Consider the following 19,214-nt stretch of genomic DNA (forward strand, 5'->3'; position numbering starts at 1 on the left):
GTCCGGAATGCTTGCGGTGAGGATAGCGTGACTGGCCGGCGGCCAGCCGGGAAAGCCCTTGCCGAACGCTGCGGAGAGGCAGTAGCGTACGCCGGAAAGCGCTTACCTCGCCCGGGTCCGCCTACCTCGCTGACCTGTGCCACACACCCACGGCTCCCGTCAGCACAACTTTTCGCCAGCACAGCTCGCTAGGACAGATTCCCGCCACCACCACTTCGAAGGAGGCGAGGCATGGCCCGCACCACCATCGGGATCATCCTCAACGGCGTCACCGGTCGGATGGGATACCGGCAGCACCTGGTCCGGTCCCTGCTCGCCATCCGAGACCAGGGTGGACTGTCGCTGGCCGACGGCACCCGGCTGTGGCCGGAACCAGTACTGGTCGGGCGGAACGAGAACAAGTTGCGCGAACTCGCCGACCGGCACGGCCTCACCGAGTGGACTACCGATCTCGCCGCCGCGCTGGCCCGCCCCGACCTGCAGGTCTACTTCGACGCGCAGGTCACCGCGCAGCGGGAGAAGTCGCTGCGGCTGGCGATTGAGGCCGGCAAACACATCTACACCGAGAAGCCCACCGCCGATGATCTGGCTGGTGCGGTCGACCTGGCCCGGCTGGCCGGCGCGGCCGGGATCAAGCACGGCGTCGTGCAGGACAAGCTGTTCCTGCCGGGCCTGCGCAAGCTCGACCGGCTGGTCAAGGGCGGCTTTTTCGGCCGAATCCTGTCGGTACGCGGTGAATTCGGGTACTGGGTGTTCGAGGGGGACTGGCAGCCCGCGCAGCGGCCGTCGTGGAACTACCGGGCGGCGGACGGCGGCGGGATAACTGTGGACATGTTCCCGCACTGGCACTACGTGCTGGAGCAGATCTTCGGCCGAGTGACCTCGGTGACCGCGCAGGTGGCCACCCACGTCGACCGCCGCTGGGACGAGTCAGGCGAGCCATACGACGCCACGGCGGACGACGCCGCGTACGGCATTTTCGAAATCGACCGGCCGGGGCCCGGCGGCGGCCGGATCATCGCCCAGATCAACTCGTCCTGGGCGGTCCGGGTGTACCGCGACGAACTGGTGGAGTTCCAGGTGGACGGCACCGAGGGCAGCGCGGTCGCCGGGTTGCGCAACTGCCGTGTCCAGCACCGCTCGACCACGCCGAAACCAGTCTGGAACCCGGACCTGCCGGTCACCGAGGAGTTCCGTGCGCAGTGGCAGACGGTGCCCGACAACGAGGAGTTCGACAACGGGTTCAAGGCGCAGTGGGAGCTTTTCCTGCGGCACGTCGTCGAGGACGCCCCGTACGGCTGGGACCTGTGGGCCGGCGCGCGCGGGGTGCAGCTCGCTGAGCTGGGCCTGCGGTCGGCGCGCGAGGGCCGGCGGATCGAGGTGCCGGAGCTGACCGGTGAGTGACCCGTTCGCCGGGATCGAGGTACCGGCGGCCGGTGTCGGGCCGGCGCCGCCCCGGTTCGCGCTCAACGCGGCGACCACCCGGCGCTGGCCGATGCCGGAGCTGGTCGCCGGCTGCGTCGCCGCCGGGGTTCGCGGGGTCGGCCTGTGGCGCGAGGAGACCGCCGCGTACGGACTGCGCCGCACCGCCGAACTGTGCCGGGATGCCGGTCTGCCGGTCACCTCGCTGTGCCGGGGCGGCTTCTTCGGCGCGGACGACTGGTACGACGACAACCGGCGCGCCATCGACGAGGCCGCCGAACTCGGTGCCCCGGTCCTGGTGCTGGTCTCGGGCGGCCAGGACGGCCGGGATCTGGATGGTGCCCGGGCCCGGGTCGGTGACGCGGTAGGCCGGCTGGTTCCGTACGCGTTGCAGGCCGGGGTGACCCTGGCGATCGAACCGTTGCATCCGATGTTCTGCGCCGACCGGTGCGTGGTGTCGACGCTCGGCCAGGCGCTGGATCTCGCTGAGCCGTACCCGGCGGAGGCGGTCGGCGTGGTGGTCGACACCTACCATGTGTGGTGGGACGACCAGGTGTGGGCGCAGATCGAGCGGGCCGGTCGGGCCGGTCGGATCGCCTGCTTCCAACTCGCCGACTGGATCACTCCGCTGCCGGCGGGGGTCCTGCTGGGGCGGGGTCTGCCGGGCTCCGGCTGCATCGACCTCGGCAGGTTCGCCACGGCGGTGGACGCGGCCGGCTACACCGGGCCGGTCGAGGTCGAGGTGTTCCACGAGCTGGTGTGGCAGCGACCGGGAGCCCAGGTACTGGCGGCCACGGTTGCGGGCTACCGGTCAGCGGTCGGCGACCGGTAGCCCGCCCTGGCCGTGCACGGTCAGTGGTCGTGCGACGCCAGCTGCTTGCGAACGTCGTCCATGTCCAGCGCCCTGACCTGCTCAATCAGGGACTCCAATGCGGACTCCGGGAGCGCGCCGGGCTGCGCGAAGACGACGACGCCGTCGCGGATGGCCATGATCGTCGGGATCGACCGGATGTCGAACTTGGCGGCGAGCGCCTGCTGTGCCTCGGTGTCCACCTTGCCGAAGGTGATGTCGGTGTGCTTGTCGGATGAGCGCTCGTAGACGGGAGCGAACCGTACGCAGGGTCCGCACCAACTCGCCCAGAAATCCACCAGGACGATGCCGTCGCCGGAGGTTACCTCGTCGAAGTTCTCGGCGGTTAGCTCAGCGGTTGCCATCGATGTCTCCGATCGCCAGATGTGGGGCCGTGATTCCCCGGTCTACCGTGGGAAACCGCTCTGCGTGCTACAGCATTCCCGATCGATACCTCGCGAAACGCGCCAGCTAGCGGTCACTGATAGTGATGGGAGCGTTTCCAGTCGTTTTCGCAGGTGGTGCGCGGTTTTGTCGAACAGTAGCGGGGTGACTAGGATAAACGCCGCTGGCGGTGGATCGGTTGGATCTTCAATTCAACTACGCAGCGTAATATAACAAAACGATAACTGTGACTTCCGTCTCCGCTCCTGCCCTTCCCGAGCCGGGGTGGGTCCGGCAGAATCTCTAGATATCAGAGCGTGGACGGCGGGTGCCGGGGAGGGCCCCGCCGTTCATTGCGTCCAGGCCCGGAAACGAGGCCCGTTCAGCAAGCGCGCGGATGCCGAGTCGGCAGCCCGACGGCGCCCCTGGGCAGTGATGTCCCGCATCCTGGCGCCGGCGACCGGTCCGTAGGCTCTGCAGAGCGTGGAACAGTGGCAGAGCACAGCGCGGTCGGGTCCGCCGGTCGGCGACGGAGTGAGTGACGACGCCCGGACCGGCGTGGCGCAGATCGGCGTCGGCCCGTGGCCCGGTGACTGGCCCTCGGACCCGCGTTACGACCCCGAACTGCTCGCCGCCGGGGACCGCCGCAACGTCGTCGACCGTTACCGGTACTGGCGCCGCGAGTCGATCGTCGCCGACCTCGACCAGCGCCGGCACTCGTTTCACGTGGCGATCGAGAACTGGCAGCACGACCTGAACATCGGCACGGTGGTCCGCAACGCGAACGCCTTTCTCGCCGCCGAGGTGCACATCGTCGGGCGGCGTCGGTGGAACCGCCGGGGTGCCATGGTCACCGACCGGTACCAGCACGTCCGCCACCACGCCGATATCGCTGGCCTGCTGGCCTGGGCAGGTCGGCTCCAACTGCCGGTCGTCGGGATCGACAACCTGGCCGGTTCCCGGCCGATCGAGACGGTACGGTTGCCGCGCCGCTGCGTCCTGCTGTTCGGACAGGAGGGCCCCGGTCTGTCCGACGACGCCCGGGCCGGCTGTGAGCTGCTGTTCTCGATCGCCCAGTACGGTTCCACCCGGTCGATCAACGCTGGGGTGGCGAGCGGCATCGCGATGCACGCGTGGATCCAGGCGCACGCCGGGCCGCCGCCGGACCCTGCCGAGACGCCGGCGGCGACCGGGCGGTGACCGCGTCGACCGGGCTGAGGCGGCGTGGATTGGCCGGTAGTGGCGAACGTCCTGGCCAGGTGGGGCGTACCGACCCGCGACAGAGGGAAAGAACAACCGAAAAAGCGGGTTCGCTTGACGGGGGAGCGGCACGGCGAGCAACGTGGGTGGCGTGGGTGTGATGGTGAGCTGTCCTCGTTGCGGAGGCCCGGTGCGGCCGCCCGACCTGATGCACACCGAGTCCCGCTGCGACGGTTGCGGGCCGGTGCCCCCGTTGCACGTCGCCGAGCACATCGGGGCTGAGATCGTCGCGAGTGTGGCGCACCGGCTGCTGGCCACCGCCGGGCCGGGCCGGGCCGGGCCGGTGCCACTGTGGGCGATCTGGCCGCTGCTGGCGGGCTGGACATTGACCGGTGTCGGCTGGGTCGGCGACGACCGGGAGGCGGTCCGGGCGACGGTCACCGCGTTCAGTGGCCCCGCTCCGGTCTCCGGCGGGCCGGCCGATCTGGTGCTGGTCGCCGAGGAGCCCGGGGTGGGTCTGGGCACCCGGTTCGCCGGACTGCCCGGCCCGGACCCCGGGCAGCTACTGACCGGGGTGCTCGGTGACCAGCAGACCACCGCTGGCGGTCCGGGCGGCGGCGGTCCGCACGCCAAGCTGCGGGCTGGCGGACACCCAACTCCCTTGTGGTCGGTTCCGGCCGAGCCGGACCGCTGTGCCTACGTCGGTGAGGCGTGCGGCCGGTGGCTGTACGCAGTGGCCTGGCCGGCGAACGCCGGCTACCTGCTGGCCGAGGAGATCGTCCTGCACGACCTGTCCGAGGAGGTGCCGACCGGGATCGTGTACGGCGCACCGTCGCCGTACCTGCACGGGAAAGCGTGAACACCTTTTCCCACGATCAACTACACCACCGCGGGACGATGGGCTGATATTCTAGTATCGCCGGGACGAGCGTCGCGGCGCGCCACACGGAGGGGGATGGCCCGCAATGGTCAAGAAGGTCCTCACCTGGGGCGGAATCGCGTTCCTGATTTTCTTCGTCGCGTTCCGGCCCGACTCGGCGGCCGACGTGTTCAAGTCGGTGGGCGGCGGCATCGTCGACATTGCGCAGGGGTTCGGCGACTTCTTCACCAGCCTCGTGGCCTAGTCGTCCATGGGCAACCCCTCCGAGCCCCCCGACGCTGACGACGAGGCCGCACGCCGGCGCCGTCAACGCGACACCGAGCCGATTCCGCAGATCCGTCCGGAGGACGGCCCCCACTTCGGTGCGGGGCCGTCCTACGGGGACGGCCCGGCGTACTCGGATGGCCCCGCGTACGCCAGCGGCGCCGGCTACGGCGGCGGCACCCGCCAGGTGCCCGACGAACCGATCATCAGCTACTCGCCGCCGGACATCTCCGCCGACGAACTCGCCGGCCTCCAGGCCGACGCCTCCGGCATGCCGGTGCAGCCACGCCGGGTGCTGCCCCTCGAGGACGAGCCCACCTCGCTGGTCGCGCGGTATCTCTTCCCCACCGAACGCTACCGGGGCGAGTGGAAACGGCACTGGATCCACCTGTCCACCCCACTGCTGATCGGGGTGGTCGCGACCTTCGTCCTCGGCTACCTCTCCGGCTTCCTCGCCGGTCAGGACGTCGGCGGCCTGACCACGGTGGCGGTGCTGCTCTGGCTCGGTGTGCTCGGCTGGGTCGGCTGGAAGATCGCGGACTGGTGGTTCGACCGCTTCATCCTCACCAACAAGCGGGTGATGGTGGTCAACGGCATCGTCACCCGTAACGTGGCGATGATGCCGCTGCTGCGGGTGACCGACATGAAGTACGAGCAGTCACCGCTCGGCCGCTTCCTCAACTACGGCACGTTCATTCTCGAATCGGCCGGCCAGGAGCAGGCGCTGCGCGAGGTCAAGCACCTGCCGAACCCGAACGAGCTCTACCTCCGGGTGGTCGAGGAGATGTACGAGCCGCAGGCTGTCGAGGCACGGTTGAGCAAGGACGAAGCCGCCGCCAAAGCGGAAGACGGAGCGTGACAGCGTCGCGGTTGTGTCCTTCCGCCCGGCCCCACCACCGGTCGGTCCGACCTCGACGGTGTCCTGTTCGGCGTACCGTGTCCGGTGACGGGGGAGGTAGCCGATGACGCCCAGCAACTCCGTGGAGGAGGACTTCCGCGAGTTCGTCGCATCCCGATCCGGGGCGCTGCTGCGTACCGCCTATCTGCTCGCCGGTGACTGGGCGACGGCCGAGGACCTGCTGCAGACCGCGCTGACCAAGACGTACCTGGCCTGGAAGCGGCTCGGCCAGATCGAGGCGGTGGAGCCGTACGCCCGCCGGGTGCTGGTCAACACCGCGACCAGCTGGTGGCGTCGGCGCTGGCACGGTGAACGTCCGACGGAGACGCTGCCGGAACGGGCCGGCCCGGACCTCATCCAACAGCAGCTGGACCGGGACGTCCTCTGGCGCCATGTCAAGGCGTTGCCCGCCCGACAACGTGCTGTGCTGGTGCTGCGCTACTACGAAGACCTTTCCGAGGCCCAGACCGCGGCCCTGTTGAACATCTCACCGGGCACGGTGAAGAGTCAGACCTCCCGGGCGCTCGGCACGCTGCGCAAACGGCTCGCCGCCGAGGAACCACACCTTGTTCCGGCCACAGTCGCCCCGGCCGTCGCCGCATCCCGCTCGGCCCGGCCCGCCGTGGCGGTGCCGACCACCGCCCGTCCGCTGCCGGCACCAGCGCAGGCGGCACCGGTGCGATCCACCAGAGTAGTGGTGTAGCGAACCGGTGACTTCCTTTCCCAGGCCGCCCAGCGACGGTTGCTTCAGGCCGCGCAGCGACGGTTCCTCCGGGCCGCCAGGCGACAACCTTCCACCGACACGGCGGCGTCCATCTGTCGTGGCGACCGACGACCTTGAGCGAGCGCTGCGGCAGTCTCTGAGCGACCAGGCCGTCGACCCGCCTGCGGTCGCCGATCTCGCCGACCGTGCGATGCGCCGGGCCCGCCGGACTCGTCGGGCCCGCAACGGAGCTGCTGCGGCGTTCTGTCTCTGCCTGTTCGCCACTGCCGGCGTCGTCGGTGGCCACCTGCTGCTCGTTGACAGCTCGGAACCGCCGGCCCTTGCTGAACCGCTGATGGTGACCGGCGGGGACGTCACAGCGAGGACCCCGGCCGCTCCGGCTGCCCCGCTGCCGTTCAGCGAGGACCTGCGCAGTCAACCGCTGGCCGCCACCACCCAGGCACCCCCGGTCGACCTCGTGGTGGCCGGCGAACTGCGCACCGCCGACGGCCAACGGATGGACCTCGCTCAGGTCGGTGGCGTCGCCCAGGCCAGCCGGTTGACGGACGGTTGGCTCGTCGTTACCGAAACATCGGCCGACGGTGTGGCCGGAGTGTGGTTCGTGGCGCCCGACACCACCCCGCAAGTGATGCTGGCCGGTGTCGACGCGGTCGCGGTTGATCCGGTCGGGACCCGGATCGCCTGGCTGCACGGCGCCGAGCTGGCCGTGGCCTCGGTGGTGCACGGTGAGCTGGCCGGCACCAGACGCGGTCGAGCACCGAAGCAGAGCCGGCCGGTCGGCTTCGCCGGCGACGCCGTACTGCTGGAACGCGACGGCGGCGGCGAGCGGCGCCGCGGCTACGGCGTCTGGCGGCCCGGCCAGGCTGAGTCTCGGACCAGCTGGAGCGAGGCCGCCAGCGTCGTGTACGGCGTGTTGCCGGACGGGCAGACCGTCGTCGCCCAGGTGCACGACGCGTCCGGCGGTCCCTGCCTGGCCCTGCTGGACGTCGAACAAGACCTTACTGCGGTGAAGACCGCCTGCACAGTGCCGTTGACCGGCGACGGCCGGGGAGCGGTCTCCGCGGACGGCAGGTGGCTGGTGGCCAACGGGGTCGCGGACGCGCGGGTGGCCAGCGAGCCCGAGCTGGCCCTGCTCGTAGACCTGAACCAGGTCTTCGACGACCAGATCGGCGCGGTGCGGGAAGCCGGGCAGCGGCTTGCCGGCAGCACCGTCTGGGCGGATCATGACAGCGTGGTGCACGCTGCCGGCGCCGACCAGCTGGTCCAGATCAACGTGGACCGGATCAGCGCCGGCCAGGGTGGTGCAGTGGAGCACATCGCCGTACCGACCCCGGCCGCCATCGACGCCGAACCGGTGCTGGTGGCCGGTGCCCCGGACCGCAGATGACCGTCGACAGCCGGATCGACCTGCACACCCACTCCACCGCCAGCGACGGCACGGTCGACCCGGCGGACCTGGTTCGGCAGGCCGCCGCCGCAGGTCTCGCGGTGCTGGCGCTCACCGACCACGACACCACCGCCGGCTGGGCACCGGCGGCCGCGGCCCGCCCGGCCGGGCTCACCCTGATCCGCGGCGCCGAGATCTCCTGCCGGTGGTACGGGACCGAGCCGTCCATCCCGCTGCACCTGCTCGGCTACCTGTTCGATCCGACCTACGGCCCGTTGACCGCCGAGCTGGACCGAGTCCGGGCAGCCCGGACGGTACGCGGCGAGCGCATCGTCGATCAGCTGCGCGCCGACGGCTTCGACATCAGCTGGGGCGCGGTGCTCGGCTACGCCGCTGGCGGCTCCGTCGGCCGGCCGCACATCGCCCAGGCCCTGATCCGGGCCGGCCTGGTCGCCGACACCGACGAGGCGTTCCGGCCCGAATGGCTCGGCCGGCGTTACCGGCTGCCCAAGGACGACCTCGACGTCTTCACCGCAGTCCGGCTGGTCAACGAGGCAGGCGGGGTCACGGTCTTCGCCCACCCGGCCGCGACCAAGCGAGGGCGGACCGTGCCGGACAGCATGATCGCCGACCTGGCTGCGGCCGGGCTGACCGGCCTGGAGGCCGACCACGCCGATCACCGGCCGGACCAGCGGGCACATGTACGCCGGCTCGCCGATGAGCTCGGGCTGGTCGCAACCGGTTCCTCCGACTACCACGGCAGCCACAAGACGGTCCGGCTGGGCGAGTACACCACCGCCCCGGCAGCGTACGAACGGCTGGTCGCGGCGGCACACGGCGTACCACCGATCTGATCTGACCCCGACCAGGACCCGGGTCCGGACCCGTCCGGACCGGCGATCCGTCGGTCACTAGGTTGACCTGGTGGACTTCAAGCTGTTCGGCGAGGTCTTCGTGACCCTGCTGGTGATCACCGATCCGCCCGGCATGGTGCCGATCTTCCTCGCACTCACCGGAGCGTTGCCGGTCCGGGAACGCCGTCGGGCCGCCTGGCAAGCGGTGGCGCTGGCCCTCGGCGTGATCGTGGTCTTCGCGGTCGCCGGGCAGACGCTGCTCGCCTACCTGCACATCGAGTTGCCGGCGCTGCAGGCCGCTGGCGGACTGTTGCTCATCCTGGTGGCGCTGGAACTGCTCACCGGCAAGGCCGACGACCCGGGCCAGCAGTCGACGTCCAACATCGCGTTGGTCCCGCTGGGCACCCCGCTGCTGGCTGGTCCGGGTGCGATCGTGGCGACCATGCTGTTCGTGCAGCGTGCCGAGACCGCCGCCGACCATCTGGCGATCGCGCTCGGCATCGTCGCGGTGATGGTGGTGGTCTGGCTGACGTTGCGGTTCTCCGGCGGCATCGTCAAGGTGCTCCGGCCGGGCGGCATCGAGGTGCTGACCCGGATCGCCGGCCTGCTGCTCGCCGCGATCGCCGTCCAGCTGATCGCCGACGCCGTCGCCGCCTTCGTCCGTTCCTATGTAGCCGCCGGCTGACCGTCGGCGGTCCCGTGGCAGGATCAGGGACGTGTCCCGACCTTCCTCCCCGTCGGGCCGGCGGTCCTCCGGCGCCGCCCGTCCGGCCACGGCTGCCCGTCCCGCCCAGGCCGAGCAGCTCGGTTTCGACGGTATGCCCGAGCGGCTCTTTGTCTGTACGCCGAGCAAGCTGGCCGCGTTCGCGGACTGTCCCCGTCGCTACCGCTACAGCTACGTCGACCGGCCGGCGCCGCCCAAAGGCCCGCCGTGGGCGCACAACTCACTCGGCGCCAGCGTGCACACCGCGCTGCGGGCCTGGTTCGCCCGCCCGGCGGAGCAGCGCCGTCCAGAGGCGGCGGCAGCCCTGCTCAAGGGCACCTGGGTGCGTGACGGGTACCGCGACGAGGAGCAGGAACGCGCCGCGTACCGGCAGGCCCTGCAGTGGCTGGAGGCGTACCTGGACCAGCTCGACCCGGCCGTCGAGCCGCTCGGTGTCGAACGGGTGGTGGCGGCTAAGACGTCGGTGCTGGCCTTCAACGGTCGGGCCGACCGAATCGACGCCCGGACCGGCCCGGACGGTCCGGAGGCGGTGATCGTCGACTACAAGACCGGACGGGCCGGGCTGACGTCCGACGACGCGCGTGGCTCGCAGGCGCTCGCGCTCTACGCGTACGCCGCGCAGCGGGTCTTCCGCCGGCCCTGCCGGCGGGTGGAGCTGCACCATCTGCCGACCGGTACGGTGAGCTCCTTCGAACACAGCAGCGAATCGCTGGACCGGCAGGTCACCCGGGCGGAGGCGACGGCCCGGGACATCACCGGTGCGGCGCGGGCCGTCGCCGACGGCGCAGACCCGGACGAGGCGTTTCCGGCGTCGCCGGGCACGCTCTGCGGCTGGTGCGACTACCGGCGGGTGTGCCCGGCCGGCGATGGCTACCCGGAGCAGCAGCAGTGGGCCGCCGTCGAGCGGCTGCTCACGGCGCCACCGCAGCCGTGTACGCCGCAGGAGTGACCGGGGCGGCGGCCCGTTCTGCCCGGCTGCGCGCGGCGGCGCGGATCGGTCCCTCCACCAGGTTGCGCGGCACCGCCCGCAACGCCAACCGCAGGCCCCGGGCGGCGACCGCCGCGCAGCGGTCGGTGGTCGGCAGGCCAAGGCCGCCGTACATGCGTCGGGCCCAGGCCGGCAGCAGACCGATCGCGGTGGCCGCCACACCCAGGTACGCCAGCCGGGGCGGGCCGAAACCCAACCCGAGCCGCCACGGCAGACTGAGCTGACCGGGTACCGGCGGGGCGGTGAGGAACAGCGCGGTGTCGGCCGCCTCGCGGGTCATCCGCAGGTCCGGTCGGACCGCTCGGTAGTACGCGTCGACATCGGCCGCGCTGCCGGGGACACTGTCCGGGGCGAGACCGACCAGTGCCGCGCTGCGCCGTTGCTCGGCGTAGTAGCGGTCCGCCTCGGCCGGGGTCAGCCGCAGGCCGGCGCGGGTGGCGGTGTTTAGGAACGACTCGACCTCGGCGACGTGTACCCAGCGCAGCAGGTCGGGCTCGTCGACACGGAACTCGGTGCCGGTGGACGGGTCGGTGGCCCGCAGGCGGGCGTGCAGCCGGCGGATCCGGGCGGCGGCGGCGTCCGCCTCGGCGGTGGTGCCCCAGACCGTGGTCGCAACATAGGTGGACGTGCGCATCAGCCGACCGAACGGGTCACTTCGGTAGCTCGAGTTCTGCGCCACTCCGGCGATCGCCCTCGGGTGCAGCGCCTGCAGGTACAGGCTGCGTAGCCCGGCGACGACGAGAATCGGCTCGTCGTGCACCCGCCAGGTGACCGATCCGGGACCGAACAGCCCGAGGTCGTCGTCGGCAGTCACCGGGCCGCCCTCGCCTGGCAGTCGGGACACAACCCCCAGAAGGTGACTTCCGCCTCGTCGATCACGAATCCGTGGTCGGCGGTCGGCTCCAGGCATGGCGCGGTGCCGAGCGCGCAGTCGACGTCGGCAACCACGCCGCACTCGCGGCAGACCACGTGATGGTGGTTGTCCCCAGTGCGTCGCTCGTAGCGGGCCGCGTCACCGGCCGGCTCGATCCGCCGGGCCAGACCGGCTTCGGCGAAGACGTTCAGCACGTCGTAGACCGCCTGGGTGGAGACCGAGTCGATGCGGCTGCGCACCTGGCGGGCGATTTCGTCCACGCCGAGATGCCCGCCTTGCGCGAGCACGTCGAGGACGGCGAGCCGCGGCCGGGTGACCCGCAGACCCCGGCTGCGCAACTCCTCCTCGGCCGGCATCTGTCCATCGAAACACGCAGGTGGGCGCGGTACAAGATAGAACCATGGGCATCGTGGCGGTGGCCACAGCGGGTTCGGGTGGTTGCCGCGCGGTGCGCCTGGGCCAGGTCCGCCGGTCAGAACACCAGCCGGGAGCAGAGCAGACAAGTCAGGATGATCATGACAGCGGCGGCGATCATTCCGACGCCGTAGGTGACCGTGCGGGCGTTGCGCTCCGCACCGTCGAGCGCGGCCAGGTCCTGCGGCGGCAGCGTGCCGGGCGGAGCCGGATTGACCACCACCGGCGGACGCCAGCCGGGCGGCGGCGGGCTGCCGACCGGTGGCCCGCTGTAGCCGACTGGCCCGGCACCGGCCGAGCTGCCCGGTCCACCGGCGGGGGCGTCCGGGTCCGGGCGCCGCCAGTACGCGTCGTCGCCCGCGCCGTCATCTGTGGTCACGGCAGACGACGCTATCAATTCACCGGCCCGCTCCGACGGCTCGGCCAGCGCGGTGCCGGGCTCCGACGGCTCACCGGCCGGGGCGGTAACCTGGTGGGGTGCGAACAACGGATGAGCGGTGACCGGCCTCACCGTGCCGGACGGCCGTGGTGACGACGATCGTCTCGTCGACCTGAGCGACGACGACGCGCCGCTGCTGCCCGAGCAGACCAGCGACGACACCGACCTGGGCTGGGGCGAGCGGACCACCAGCTCGGACGACGCCTGGTTGTTGGCCGAGCGTCCACCGCACTGGAGCTGACTGGTCGGTCTGCCCGCCGTCGGTCCGGGTCAGCTGTTCGTCGATCCCGCTGCGGCAGGTGCCTTGGTCGAGCCGCCGGACGTCGAGGTGCCGCCGGAACTGTTCGACGAGCTGCCACCGCTGTCGGTCTTGCCGCCGGTGGACGCCGCGGCGTCCTTCTTCTCCGCGGGCTTGTCCGACGACGGCGCCGAGGAACCGTTGGTCGAGTCGCCGCCCTGGCCGTTGCGCGAGTCGGTCCGGTAGAAGCCGGAGCCCTTGAAGACGATGCCCACCGAGTTGAACACCTTGCGAAGTCGCCCGGTGCACGACGGGCAGTCGCGCAGGGGCTCGTCGGTGAACGACTGCACCGCCTCAAGCTGGTGTCCGCACGCGGTGCAGGCGTACTGGTACGTAGGCACGGTCTCCTCCGACACTGGCTAGGCCATCTGGCACTCAACCCATTCGAGTGCCAATGATCCGCCATTGGACCCCACTACGTCCAGCGGGAAGCGGCAGAGCTCACCGTGCGGGAGTGAACCAGCGCACCTCCGACGGTGTGATCACCGCTGACACTGGTCGGTCGTGCGGCTCGGCTGGGACGTGCGGCAGCAGCTCGCCGTCGTGCAGCAGGGCGACCACCGGTACGCCACCGGGCACCCGGGCGAGCGCGCGGTCGTAGGAGCCGCCACCACGACCCAGCCGTACGCCGTGGTGGTCGACGGCGAGGGCCGGCACCACGACGAGCTCGACGTCGGCCACCGCCGCGCGGCCCAGCCGGGGACCGGCCGGTTGCCGCAGTCCAGCGGTGCCTTTCCGGTCGGAGGTTCCTGTCCGGCCGAACGCGCCGGTCTGGCCGGATGTGCCGGTCTGGCCCGACGTACCGGTTGAATTCGGCCCGTCGAACCGGGCCCAGTCGAGGTCCCGGTCGGGCAGCAGGACCGGCAGCAGCACCCGGTCCGGTCCGCCGACCGCCTCGGCGAGCAGGCCGGCGAGCCCCGGACCACCAGGTTCGCTGCCGATCGGCAGGTACCCGGCGACCTGCGCCGGCCTGACCAGATCGATCAGCTGACGTACGGTGGCCCTGACCCGGCTACCGGCCAGGGTGAGCTGGTCGGGCGTCAGCTTGCGCCGCTGGGCGAGAATGTCAGCACGGAGTCTGTCCTTGATCGATGAACAGGCGTTCGCTCCATCGGGAAAATCCGACACTCAACACTCCTGGTGGCAACCGCTGCGGAATATCTGGCTTGTGTCAGCATCGCACCATCAGGTGCAGAATCCTCTGGGGGAAGCGTGACCCTGCGCGGACGGTTGACCACCGCTTTCCTCACGGTCGTGCTCGGGCCGGTCCTGCTCGGGGCGTTCTTTGTCGGCGCTACCGTCGCGGCGGTCGGGCAGAGCCGGTCCACCGAACGCCTCGACCTGGCCACCGCCAGCGTCGGCACCTCGGTCAACGCGCTGTGCAGCCAGCTGGAGGCTGCCGCGGGCGCGGTGGCTCTGCTGCTGCCCGATCCAGCCCGACTGGCCGTTGCCGCCGACCAGGCGGTGGCCCGTGGCCTCGCCTCCGCAGTCCAGGTGATCGGCCCGGACGGTGCGTCGATCGTGGCCACCGCCGACCCGCCGTCGGCGCCCTGGGTCGACTGTGCGAGCGGGCAGGACGACAACGGTGGAAGTGGCAGCACCGGTAGCGGACAGTCGTGGCAGGCGCCATCGGCGGACACAGGCACCGGGTCGCCGGACGGTGCCGGGTCGGCGACGGTGCCCGCGCCGGACGGCACCGGTGGCAGCGGGGCGATGCCGACCCTCGCGGCCTTCGCCGAGGTCCGGGACGAGAACGGTGCCCTGGCCGGTCAGGTGTCAGCGGTCAAACTGCTGGATGCCGACCTCGTCGCCCGGCTCGCCGCGTCCACCGGCGTGGGCATCACCCTGCTCGCCGACACCGACCGGGCCACGGTGGTGCACAGCACCGAGCCGTCCCAGGTGCGGGGCAACGTGGTGGCCACCGCCGGCCGGCTCGCCGACGGCGGGACCAGCTGGACCGACGGCGGCCGGCAGGTGCGCCGGCTCGGCCCGGACGACGGCCAGCTGTTGCCGATGGTGCTGTCCACCCCCCGGGACCAGCTGTCCGGTCTGTACGCGGTGCTGGTGGCGACAGTCGTCCTGGCAGGACTGCTCGCGGTGGTCGCCGCCTGGTGGCTGGCCCGGTCCACCACGCAGCCACTGGCCGAGCTCGCCGACGCCGCGAGCCGAGTGGTCGACGGTGACCTGGCCGCCCGGGTCCCGGTACGCGGCTCGGACGAGGTGAGCGAGCTTGCCACCATCTTCAACCGGATGACCCGCGAGGCGCAGGCGTACGTGCAGGCCCTGACCGCGAGCCGGGACCAGCTGCGCGGCCAGCTGACGATTCTGGGCGACACCCTGTCGAGCACCCACGATCTGCAGCGCATCCTGCGGGTGATTCTGCAGACCGCGCTGGCCGCAACCGGGGCGCGGGACGGTGCCGTACTGGTGCTCGACCCGGCGGCCGGGGTGCTGGTCGGCCAGTCGTCCAACCGGACGACCCCGGCCGGCACCGACCCGGCCACCACGTCGTCGGGCACCGGCCCGGCGGTCAATCAGCCGGCGGGACCGGACCCGGCCGCCAGCCAGGCGGGGCCGGACGGGACGCTGCACGTGCCGCTCGGCAGTGGACTGCTCGGCACGGTGGCCGTCAGCGGTCAGCCGAAACGGGGACGGATCGAACGCGACGGTCCGGCCCTGTCGGCGTACGAGCCGGCCTGCCGGACCTATGTCGCGGTGCCTTTCTCGGTGCCGAACTGGACCGATGAGCTCGGCGTGGGGGTGCCCGGGGCGGGTGGGCAGCGTGCCCCCGGCCGGCATGGTCCGGGCGCGCCCGCCGCGTTCGGGGTGCTGGCCGTCTACGACCGGCTCGGCGGCGACGAGTTCGACGACGCCGATCTGATGACGCTGCGGACCTTCGCCGGGCATGCGGCGGTGGCGGTCAACAACGTACGGATGCACAAGGAGGCCGAGCGGCTGTCGGTGACCGACCCGCTGACCGGGCTGTGGAACTACCGGCACCTGCGGGAGTCGATCCACCGGGAGATCGAACGGGCCAACCGGTTCGGTCGGATGCTCGCCATACTCGTGCTCGACCTGGACCGGTTCAAGGACATCAACGACACCTACGGGCACGCGGCCGGGGACAGTGTCCTGGTCGAGTTCGCCCGCCGGATCCGCGCCGAGATCCGTGAGGTGGACCTGGCCTTCCGGCAGGGCGGCGAGGAGTTCGTGGTGCTGTTGCCGGAGACCGACGTCCGTGGCGCGGCCACCGTCGCGGAGCGACTCTGTGCCGCGATCCGCGACCGCCCGATCCAAGTCGAGCCGTACGCTGGGGCCGGCCGGCGGGCACACGCCACCGTGTCGGTAACGGTATCGATCGGCATTGCCGTCTACCCGGACCACGCCGGCGACGGCGAGGAGGTCCTCGACGCCGCCGACGACGCACTGTACGCCGCGAAAGCAGCTGGCCGGGACACTTTCCACGTCGCTGACCGGGCGCCGGCCCGGTCGACCCGGGTACCGGCGGGCGGCGGCGCGGCCACCCCGGAGGGCGGACCGTCGCGCGGTGGCGGCGCGTCTTTCGGGCCACAGCCGCCGCGACAGACCCGTGGCCGATAGTCTCGCGGCATGTCGGAGCATGCAGCCACCCCAGCAACGACCCTCACCGCCAACGCGGATCAGCGGGCGGTAAAGGCGGTCATCCCCGCCGCCGGGCTCGCCACCCGGTTCCTGCCGGCCACCAAGGCCGTGCCGAAGGAACTCCTCCCGCTGGTCGACCGGCCGGTCCTGCAGTACATCGTCGAGGAGGCCACCGCCGCCGGGATCAACGACGTACTTTTGATCACCGGCCGTGGCAAGACCTCCATGGTTGACCACTTCGACCGGCAGCCCTACCTGGAAGGCCGGCTCGCCGACAAGGGCGACCAGGAGCGGCTGGCCGCGATTCGGCGGCCGAGCGAGCTGGCCGAGATTTACACCTGCCGCCAGCACGAGCCGCTCGGACTGGGCCACGCGGTGGGCTGCGCGCAGAGCCACGTCGGCAACGAACCGTTCGCGGTGCTGCTCGGCGACGAGTTCGTTGACGAGAACGACCCGCTGCTGCCGGCCATGATCGACCTGCAGGCCCGAGCCGGCGGGATCGTGCTGGCCTTCATGGAGGTGCCGCCGACCGAAACGAAGCGGTACGGCATCGCGTCGGTCGAACCGGCCGCCGAGTCGGTGCAGAACGGTGCCGACATCGTCCGGGTGACCGGGCTGGTGGAGAAGCCGTCGGCCGAGAACGCTCCGAGCAACCTCGCGGTGCTGGGCCGCTACGTGCTGCCACCGAACATCTTCGAGGCGATCAAGCGGACCAAGCCGGGCAGCGGCGGCGAGATTCAGCTGACCGACGCGATGGCGATGCTGCTGGCCGAGGGGACACCGGTGCACGGCATCGTCTACCGGGGCACCCGCTACGACACCGGGGCGCCGCTGGGCTACCTGCAGGCCGTGGTGCAGATCGCCTGTCAGCGGGAAGGGCTTGGTGACGAGTTCCGGGCGTGGCTGAAGGAGTTCGTGGCCGACGCGCCAGGGGTACCCTCTACATGACCGCGACGGCCGGTGCCGAGGCGGCCTTCAACGAGCTGACGCCGCTCGCCGAATACCTGGGCAGTGTGCTGCGCAGGATTCGGCCGCTGCCGCCGCTCGACCTCGACCTGACCCAGGCGCACGGCAACCTCCTCGCTGAGGATGTCGTGGCGCCGCACGCCTTTCCCGCGTTTGACCAGGCCGTCATCGACGGCTACGCGGCACGCTGGGAGGACATCGCCTCGGCCGGCCGGGGGAGCAGGGTGATCCCGGCCAGCCGGTCGGCGACCCCGGGCGTACCCCGCTCGGTGCGCCTCAACGTGGTGGGCGACCTGGGCGCGGCGAGCTGGCGGCCGGTCCGGCTGACCCCGGGCACCTGCTTCTCGGTGGCGGCCGGGGCGCCGTTGCCGATCGCCGCCGACGTGGTGGTGCCGATCCACTGGACCGATCAGGGCATGGCCGCGGTGGAGATCTTCCAGGTGCCCCGGCGCGGGTCAGGGCTGCGGCGGGCCGGCGACGAACTGCCGGCCGGGGCGGTCCTGGCCCGCGCCGGTTCCTACGTGACGCCGGCGATGGTGGCGGTCTTCGCCGCCACCGGGATCGGGCACGTGGTGGTCCGGCCCAGCCCGCGGGTGGTGATCGTGGCGACCGGTGACGAGTTGGTCGACGTGGGCCGCAGCAGCCAGCCGGGGCAGGTGGTGGATGCCAACTCGCACGCGCTCACCGCAGCTGTCGCCGAGGTGGGCGCGCTGGCGTACCGGGTGGGTATCTGCGACGACGATCCGGAGGGGCTGCGGGGGCTGCTCGAGGATCAGGCGATGCGGGCCGATCTGATCATCACCACCGGCGGCACCGGCACCGGGCCCGGCGACATGGTCCGGCGGATCTTTAGCCGACGGGAAGGGGGCCGCGCGGGGCCGGTCACCTTCACCGAGGTCGCGCTCTATCCCGGAACAGCCCTCGGATTCGGTACGGTCGGAGCCGAGGAGGTGCCCGTGGTCTGCCTGCCCGGGGAGCCCGGCTCCACGCTGGTCGGGTTCGAGGTGCTGGCCCGGCCGGTGATCCAGTTGCTGGCCGGTGCCGAGCCGGTGTTCCGGCCGAGTGTGCGTGCCCATCTGCTGGAGACCGTGTCGTCGCCGGTCGGCCTGCGGGAGTTCCGTCCGGCCAACGTCGCGGAGCGGCGCGGCGGCGGCTACACCGTGCAGCCGCTGCCCGGCGGGCCGTTCACCCTGTCCGGGCTGGCCGAGGCGAACGGCCTGCTGGTGCTCGGTGAGCGGGTGACCACCGCCGCCGCCGGGTCTACCGTCGACGTGTTGCTGCTGGACCGGCAGCGGTGATCGGGGACGAGGCTCCGGGCTGGCCGGTGGTGCTCACCGACGGTCCGGTGCTGCTGCGCCCGTACCGTCGCAGTGACGCCGCCGAATGGTCGGCGGTCCGGCGGCGTAACCAGCCCTGGCTGGCCCCGTGGGAGCCAGCGCCGCCAGGCCCGTGGCACGAGCTGAACTCGCCGGACGCGTTCCGCTACCTCTACCGTGACCAGCGTCGACAGTCGCGGCGCGGTGAGAGTATGCCGTTCGCGGTTTGTCTGGTCGAGGCGGGTGCCGAACGGCTGGTGGGTCACCTGAACATCGGCAACATCGTGCGGCGGGCGTTCTGCTCCGGCTACGCCGGCTACTGGGTGGACGTTTCGGTCGCCGGGCGGGGGGTGATCCCGACCGCGTTGGCCCTGGCAGTGGACCACGCCTTCGCCGCCGGCGGACTGCACCGCATCGAGGTCAACGTCCGACCGGAGAACATTCCGTCACGGCGTGTAGTTGAGAAGCTCGGTTTCCGTGAGGAGTCCTATCATCGTCGTTACATGCACATCGACGGTGCCTGGCGTGACCACATCGGATATGCCCTGACCAGCGAGGATGTGCTGGTCGAAGGGGGACTGCTGGCCCGCTGGCGACGGCTGCAGGCCAGCGCCCACTGAACACAACCGCCGGCCATGGTCGGCGCGGCGTACAAAATTCCTGGTCGGACGCCCGTAACCTCAAGTAACGAGAAGGTACGGCAACCTATCA

General features: G+C 71.4%; 22 protein-coding genes. 16 read left to right on the forward strand and 6 right to left on the reverse strand.

Annotated features, from left to right (window positions below; all coding sequences use genetic code 11):
- Positions 1 to 231: 231 nt before the first annotated feature.
- Entirely contained in the window at positions 232 to 1,404 is a 1,173-nt protein-coding gene (locus ACFHW1_RS17825; RefSeq protein WP_416556217.1) for a Gfo/Idh/MocA family protein, read from the forward strand.
- 91 nt (positions 1,405 to 1,495) lie between these two features.
- The gene (locus ACFHW1_RS17830; protein WP_416556284.1) at positions 1,496 to 2,254 is read left to right on the forward strand and encodes a sugar phosphate isomerase/epimerase family protein; all 759 of its coding nucleotides are present in this window, start codon (positions 1,496 to 1,498) and stop codon (positions 2,252 to 2,254) included.
- A 20-nt stretch (positions 2,255 to 2,274) separates the two neighbouring features.
- Here ACFHW1_RS17830 and trxA read toward each other — a convergent pair whose 3' ends face one another.
- Positions 2,275 to 2,637 carry a thioredoxin gene (trxA, locus tag ACFHW1_RS17835; RefSeq protein ID WP_416556216.1) on the reverse strand — a complete coding sequence of 121 codons (363 nt, stop codon included), beginning with the start codon at positions 2,635 to 2,637 and terminating at the stop codon, positions 2,275 to 2,277.
- Positions 2,638 to 3,214: 577 nt separating this feature from the next.
- On the opposite strand from trxA, the gene ACFHW1_RS17840 reads away from it, so the two are divergent.
- The 9 genes from ACFHW1_RS17840 to ACFHW1_RS17880 all read left to right on the forward strand — a co-directional run bounded on the left by ACFHW1_RS17840 (position 3,215) and on the right by ACFHW1_RS17880 (position 10,536).
- Positions 3,215 to 3,856, forward strand: a complete 642-nt coding sequence (locus tag ACFHW1_RS17840) for a TrmH family RNA methyltransferase (RefSeq protein WP_416556283.1) — start codon at positions 3,215 to 3,217, stop codon at positions 3,854 to 3,856.
- 160 nt (positions 3,857 to 4,016) lie between these two features.
- On the forward strand, positions 4,017 to 4,715 hold the full coding sequence (locus tag ACFHW1_RS17845; RefSeq protein WP_416568448.1) for a DUF6758 family protein: 699 nt from the start codon (positions 4,017 to 4,019) through the stop codon (positions 4,713 to 4,715).
- A 106-nt stretch (positions 4,716 to 4,821) separates the two neighbouring features.
- Positions 4,822 to 4,980 carry a hypothetical protein gene (locus tag ACFHW1_RS17850; RefSeq protein WP_199757972.1) on the forward strand — a complete coding sequence of 53 codons (159 nt, stop codon included), beginning with the start codon at positions 4,822 to 4,824 and terminating at the stop codon, positions 4,978 to 4,980.
- A gap of 6 nt (positions 4,981 to 4,986) precedes the next feature.
- A complete protein-coding gene (locus ACFHW1_RS17855) occupies positions 4,987 to 5,859 on the forward strand; it encodes a PH domain-containing protein (protein WP_416556215.1) in 873 nt (290 codons plus the stop codon).
- 103 nt (positions 5,860 to 5,962) lie between these two features.
- A complete protein-coding gene (locus ACFHW1_RS17860) occupies positions 5,963 to 6,601 on the forward strand; it encodes a SigE family RNA polymerase sigma factor (RefSeq protein WP_416556214.1) in 639 nt (212 codons plus the stop codon).
- Positions 6,602 to 6,719: 118 nt separating this feature from the next.
- Complete coding sequence (locus tag ACFHW1_RS17865) at positions 6,720 to 8,009, forward strand: hypothetical protein (RefSeq protein ID WP_416556213.1); 1,290 nt, start codon at positions 6,720 to 6,722, stop codon at positions 8,007 to 8,009.
- Positions 8,006 to 8,863: a PHP domain-containing protein gene (locus ACFHW1_RS17870; RefSeq protein WP_416615729.1), complete on the forward strand. Its 858-nt coding sequence runs from the start codon at positions 8,006 to 8,008 to the stop codon at positions 8,861 to 8,863. Before ACFHW1_RS17865 ends, ACFHW1_RS17870 begins: the two co-directional genes overlap by 4 nt.
- A gap of 70 nt (positions 8,864 to 8,933) precedes the next feature.
- Positions 8,934 to 9,548, forward strand: coding sequence for a MarC family protein (locus tag ACFHW1_RS17875; protein ID WP_416556211.1), 615 nt, complete (start codon positions 8,934 to 8,936; stop codon positions 9,546 to 9,548).
- Between the two features lie 31 nt (positions 9,549 to 9,579).
- Positions 9,580 to 10,536, forward strand: coding sequence for a PD-(D/E)XK nuclease family protein (locus ACFHW1_RS17880; protein WP_416615731.1), 957 nt, complete (start codon positions 9,580 to 9,582; stop codon positions 10,534 to 10,536).
- Here ACFHW1_RS17880 and ACFHW1_RS17885 read toward each other — a convergent pair.
- The 3 genes from ACFHW1_RS17885 to ACFHW1_RS17895 all read right to left on the reverse strand — a co-directional run bounded on the left by ACFHW1_RS17885 (position 10,499) and on the right by ACFHW1_RS17895 (position 12,242).
- Entirely contained in the window at positions 10,499 to 11,389 is an 891-nt protein-coding gene (locus ACFHW1_RS17885; protein ID WP_416615733.1) for an oxygenase MpaB family protein, read from the reverse strand. The genes ACFHW1_RS17880 and ACFHW1_RS17885 overlap by 38 nt on opposite strands.
- Positions 11,386 to 11,805 (reverse strand): Fur family transcriptional regulator, encoded by a 420-nt coding sequence (locus ACFHW1_RS17890; protein ID WP_416556208.1) that lies wholly within the window; start codon positions 11,803 to 11,805, stop codon positions 11,386 to 11,388. The genes ACFHW1_RS17885 and ACFHW1_RS17890 overlap by 4 nt, the downstream gene beginning before the upstream one ends.
- 116 nt (positions 11,806 to 11,921) lie before the next feature.
- Positions 11,922 to 12,242: a translation initiation factor 2 gene (locus tag ACFHW1_RS17895; RefSeq protein WP_416556207.1), complete on the reverse strand. Its 321-nt coding sequence runs from the start codon at positions 12,240 to 12,242 to the stop codon at positions 11,922 to 11,924.
- A gap of 118 nt (positions 12,243 to 12,360) precedes the next feature.
- Between ACFHW1_RS17895 and ACFHW1_RS17900 the strand changes: the two genes are divergently transcribed.
- A complete protein-coding gene (locus tag ACFHW1_RS17900; RefSeq protein ID WP_278171565.1) occupies positions 12,361 to 12,543 on the forward strand; it encodes a hypothetical protein in 183 nt (60 codons plus the stop codon).
- 29 nt (positions 12,544 to 12,572) lie between these two features.
- Here the strand turns inward: ACFHW1_RS17900 and ACFHW1_RS17905 are convergent, their stop codons facing one another.
- A complete protein-coding gene (locus tag ACFHW1_RS17905; RefSeq protein ID WP_416556205.1) occupies positions 12,573 to 12,941 on the reverse strand; it encodes an FmdB family zinc ribbon protein in 369 nt (122 codons plus the stop codon).
- A gap of 100 nt (positions 12,942 to 13,041) precedes the next feature.
- Entirely contained in the window at positions 13,042 to 13,728 is a 687-nt protein-coding gene (locus tag ACFHW1_RS17910; protein WP_416556204.1) for a 5-formyltetrahydrofolate cyclo-ligase, read from the reverse strand.
- Between the two features lie 126 nt (positions 13,729 to 13,854).
- Here ACFHW1_RS17910 and ACFHW1_RS17915 point away from each other — a divergent pair, with 126 nt between their 5' ends.
- Genes ACFHW1_RS17915 through ACFHW1_RS17930 form a run of 4 tightly spaced genes read left to right on the forward strand, consistent with a single transcriptional unit; the run spans position 13,855 to position 19,123 of the window.
- The gene (locus ACFHW1_RS17915) at positions 13,855 to 16,200 is read left to right on the forward strand and encodes a diguanylate cyclase (protein WP_416556281.1); all 2,346 of its coding nucleotides are present in this window, start codon (positions 13,855 to 13,857) and stop codon (positions 16,198 to 16,200) included.
- A 9-nt stretch (positions 16,201 to 16,209) separates the two neighbouring features.
- The gene (locus tag ACFHW1_RS17920; RefSeq protein WP_416568428.1) at positions 16,210 to 17,169 is read left to right on the forward strand and encodes a UTP--glucose-1-phosphate uridylyltransferase; all 960 of its coding nucleotides are present in this window, start codon (positions 16,210 to 16,212) and stop codon (positions 17,167 to 17,169) included.
- Positions 17,166 to 18,485, forward strand: a complete 1,320-nt coding sequence (gene glp / locus ACFHW1_RS17925; RefSeq protein WP_416556202.1) for a gephyrin-like molybdotransferase Glp — start codon at positions 17,166 to 17,168, stop codon at positions 18,483 to 18,485. The genes ACFHW1_RS17920 and glp overlap by 4 nt, the downstream gene beginning before the upstream one ends.
- On the forward strand, positions 18,482 to 19,123 hold the full coding sequence (locus tag ACFHW1_RS17930) for a GNAT family N-acetyltransferase (RefSeq protein ID WP_416568427.1): 642 nt from the start codon (positions 18,482 to 18,484) through the stop codon (positions 19,121 to 19,123). The genes glp and ACFHW1_RS17930 overlap by 4 nt, the downstream gene beginning before the upstream one ends.
- The last annotated feature ends 91 nt before the right edge of the window (positions 19,124 to 19,214 follow it).

The sequence above is a fragment of the Micromonospora sp. LOL_014 genome, assembly GCF_048060245.1.
Classification (GTDB): Bacteria; Actinomycetota; Actinomycetes; order Mycobacteriales; family Micromonosporaceae; genus Micromonospora_E.

Bases quoted from the DNA above. Each gene is read 5' to 3' on its own strand.
- ACFHW1_RS17920 (WP_416568428.1), top strand. From the start codon at position 16,210: ATGTCGGAGCATGCAGCCACCCCAGCAACGACCCTCACCGCCAACGCG.
- glp (WP_416556202.1), top strand. From the start codon at position 17,166: ATGACCGCGACGGCCGGTGCCGAGGCGGCCTTCAACGAGCTGACGCCG.
- ACFHW1_RS17855 (WP_416556215.1), top strand. From the start codon at position 4,987: ATGGGCAACCCCTCCGAGCCCCCCGACGCTGACGACGAGGCCGCACGC.
- ACFHW1_RS17845 (WP_416568448.1), top strand. From the start codon at position 4,017: ATGGTGAGCTGTCCTCGTTGCGGAGGCCCGGTGCGGCCGCCCGACCTG.
- ACFHW1_RS17850 (WP_199757972.1), top strand. From the start codon at position 4,822: ATGGTCAAGAAGGTCCTCACCTGGGGCGGAATCGCGTTCCTGATTTTC.
- ACFHW1_RS17860 (WP_416556214.1), top strand. From the start codon at position 5,963: ATGACGCCCAGCAACTCCGTGGAGGAGGACTTCCGCGAGTTCGTCGCA.
- ACFHW1_RS17830 (WP_416556284.1), top strand. From the start codon at position 1,496: ATGCCGGAGCTGGTCGCCGGCTGCGTCGCCGCCGGGGTTCGCGGGGTC.
- ACFHW1_RS17890 (WP_416556208.1), bottom strand. From the start codon at position 11,805: ATGCCGGCCGAGGAGGAGTTGCGCAGCCGGGGTCTGCGGGTCACCCGG.
- ACFHW1_RS17825 (WP_416556217.1), top strand. From the start codon at position 232: ATGGCCCGCACCACCATCGGGATCATCCTCAACGGCGTCACCGGTCGG.
- trxA (WP_416556216.1), bottom strand. From the start codon at position 2,637: ATGGCAACCGCTGAGCTAACCGCCGAGAACTTCGACGAGGTAACCTCC.
- ACFHW1_RS17870 (WP_416615729.1), top strand. From the start codon at position 8,006: ATGACCGTCGACAGCCGGATCGACCTGCACACCCACTCCACCGCCAGC.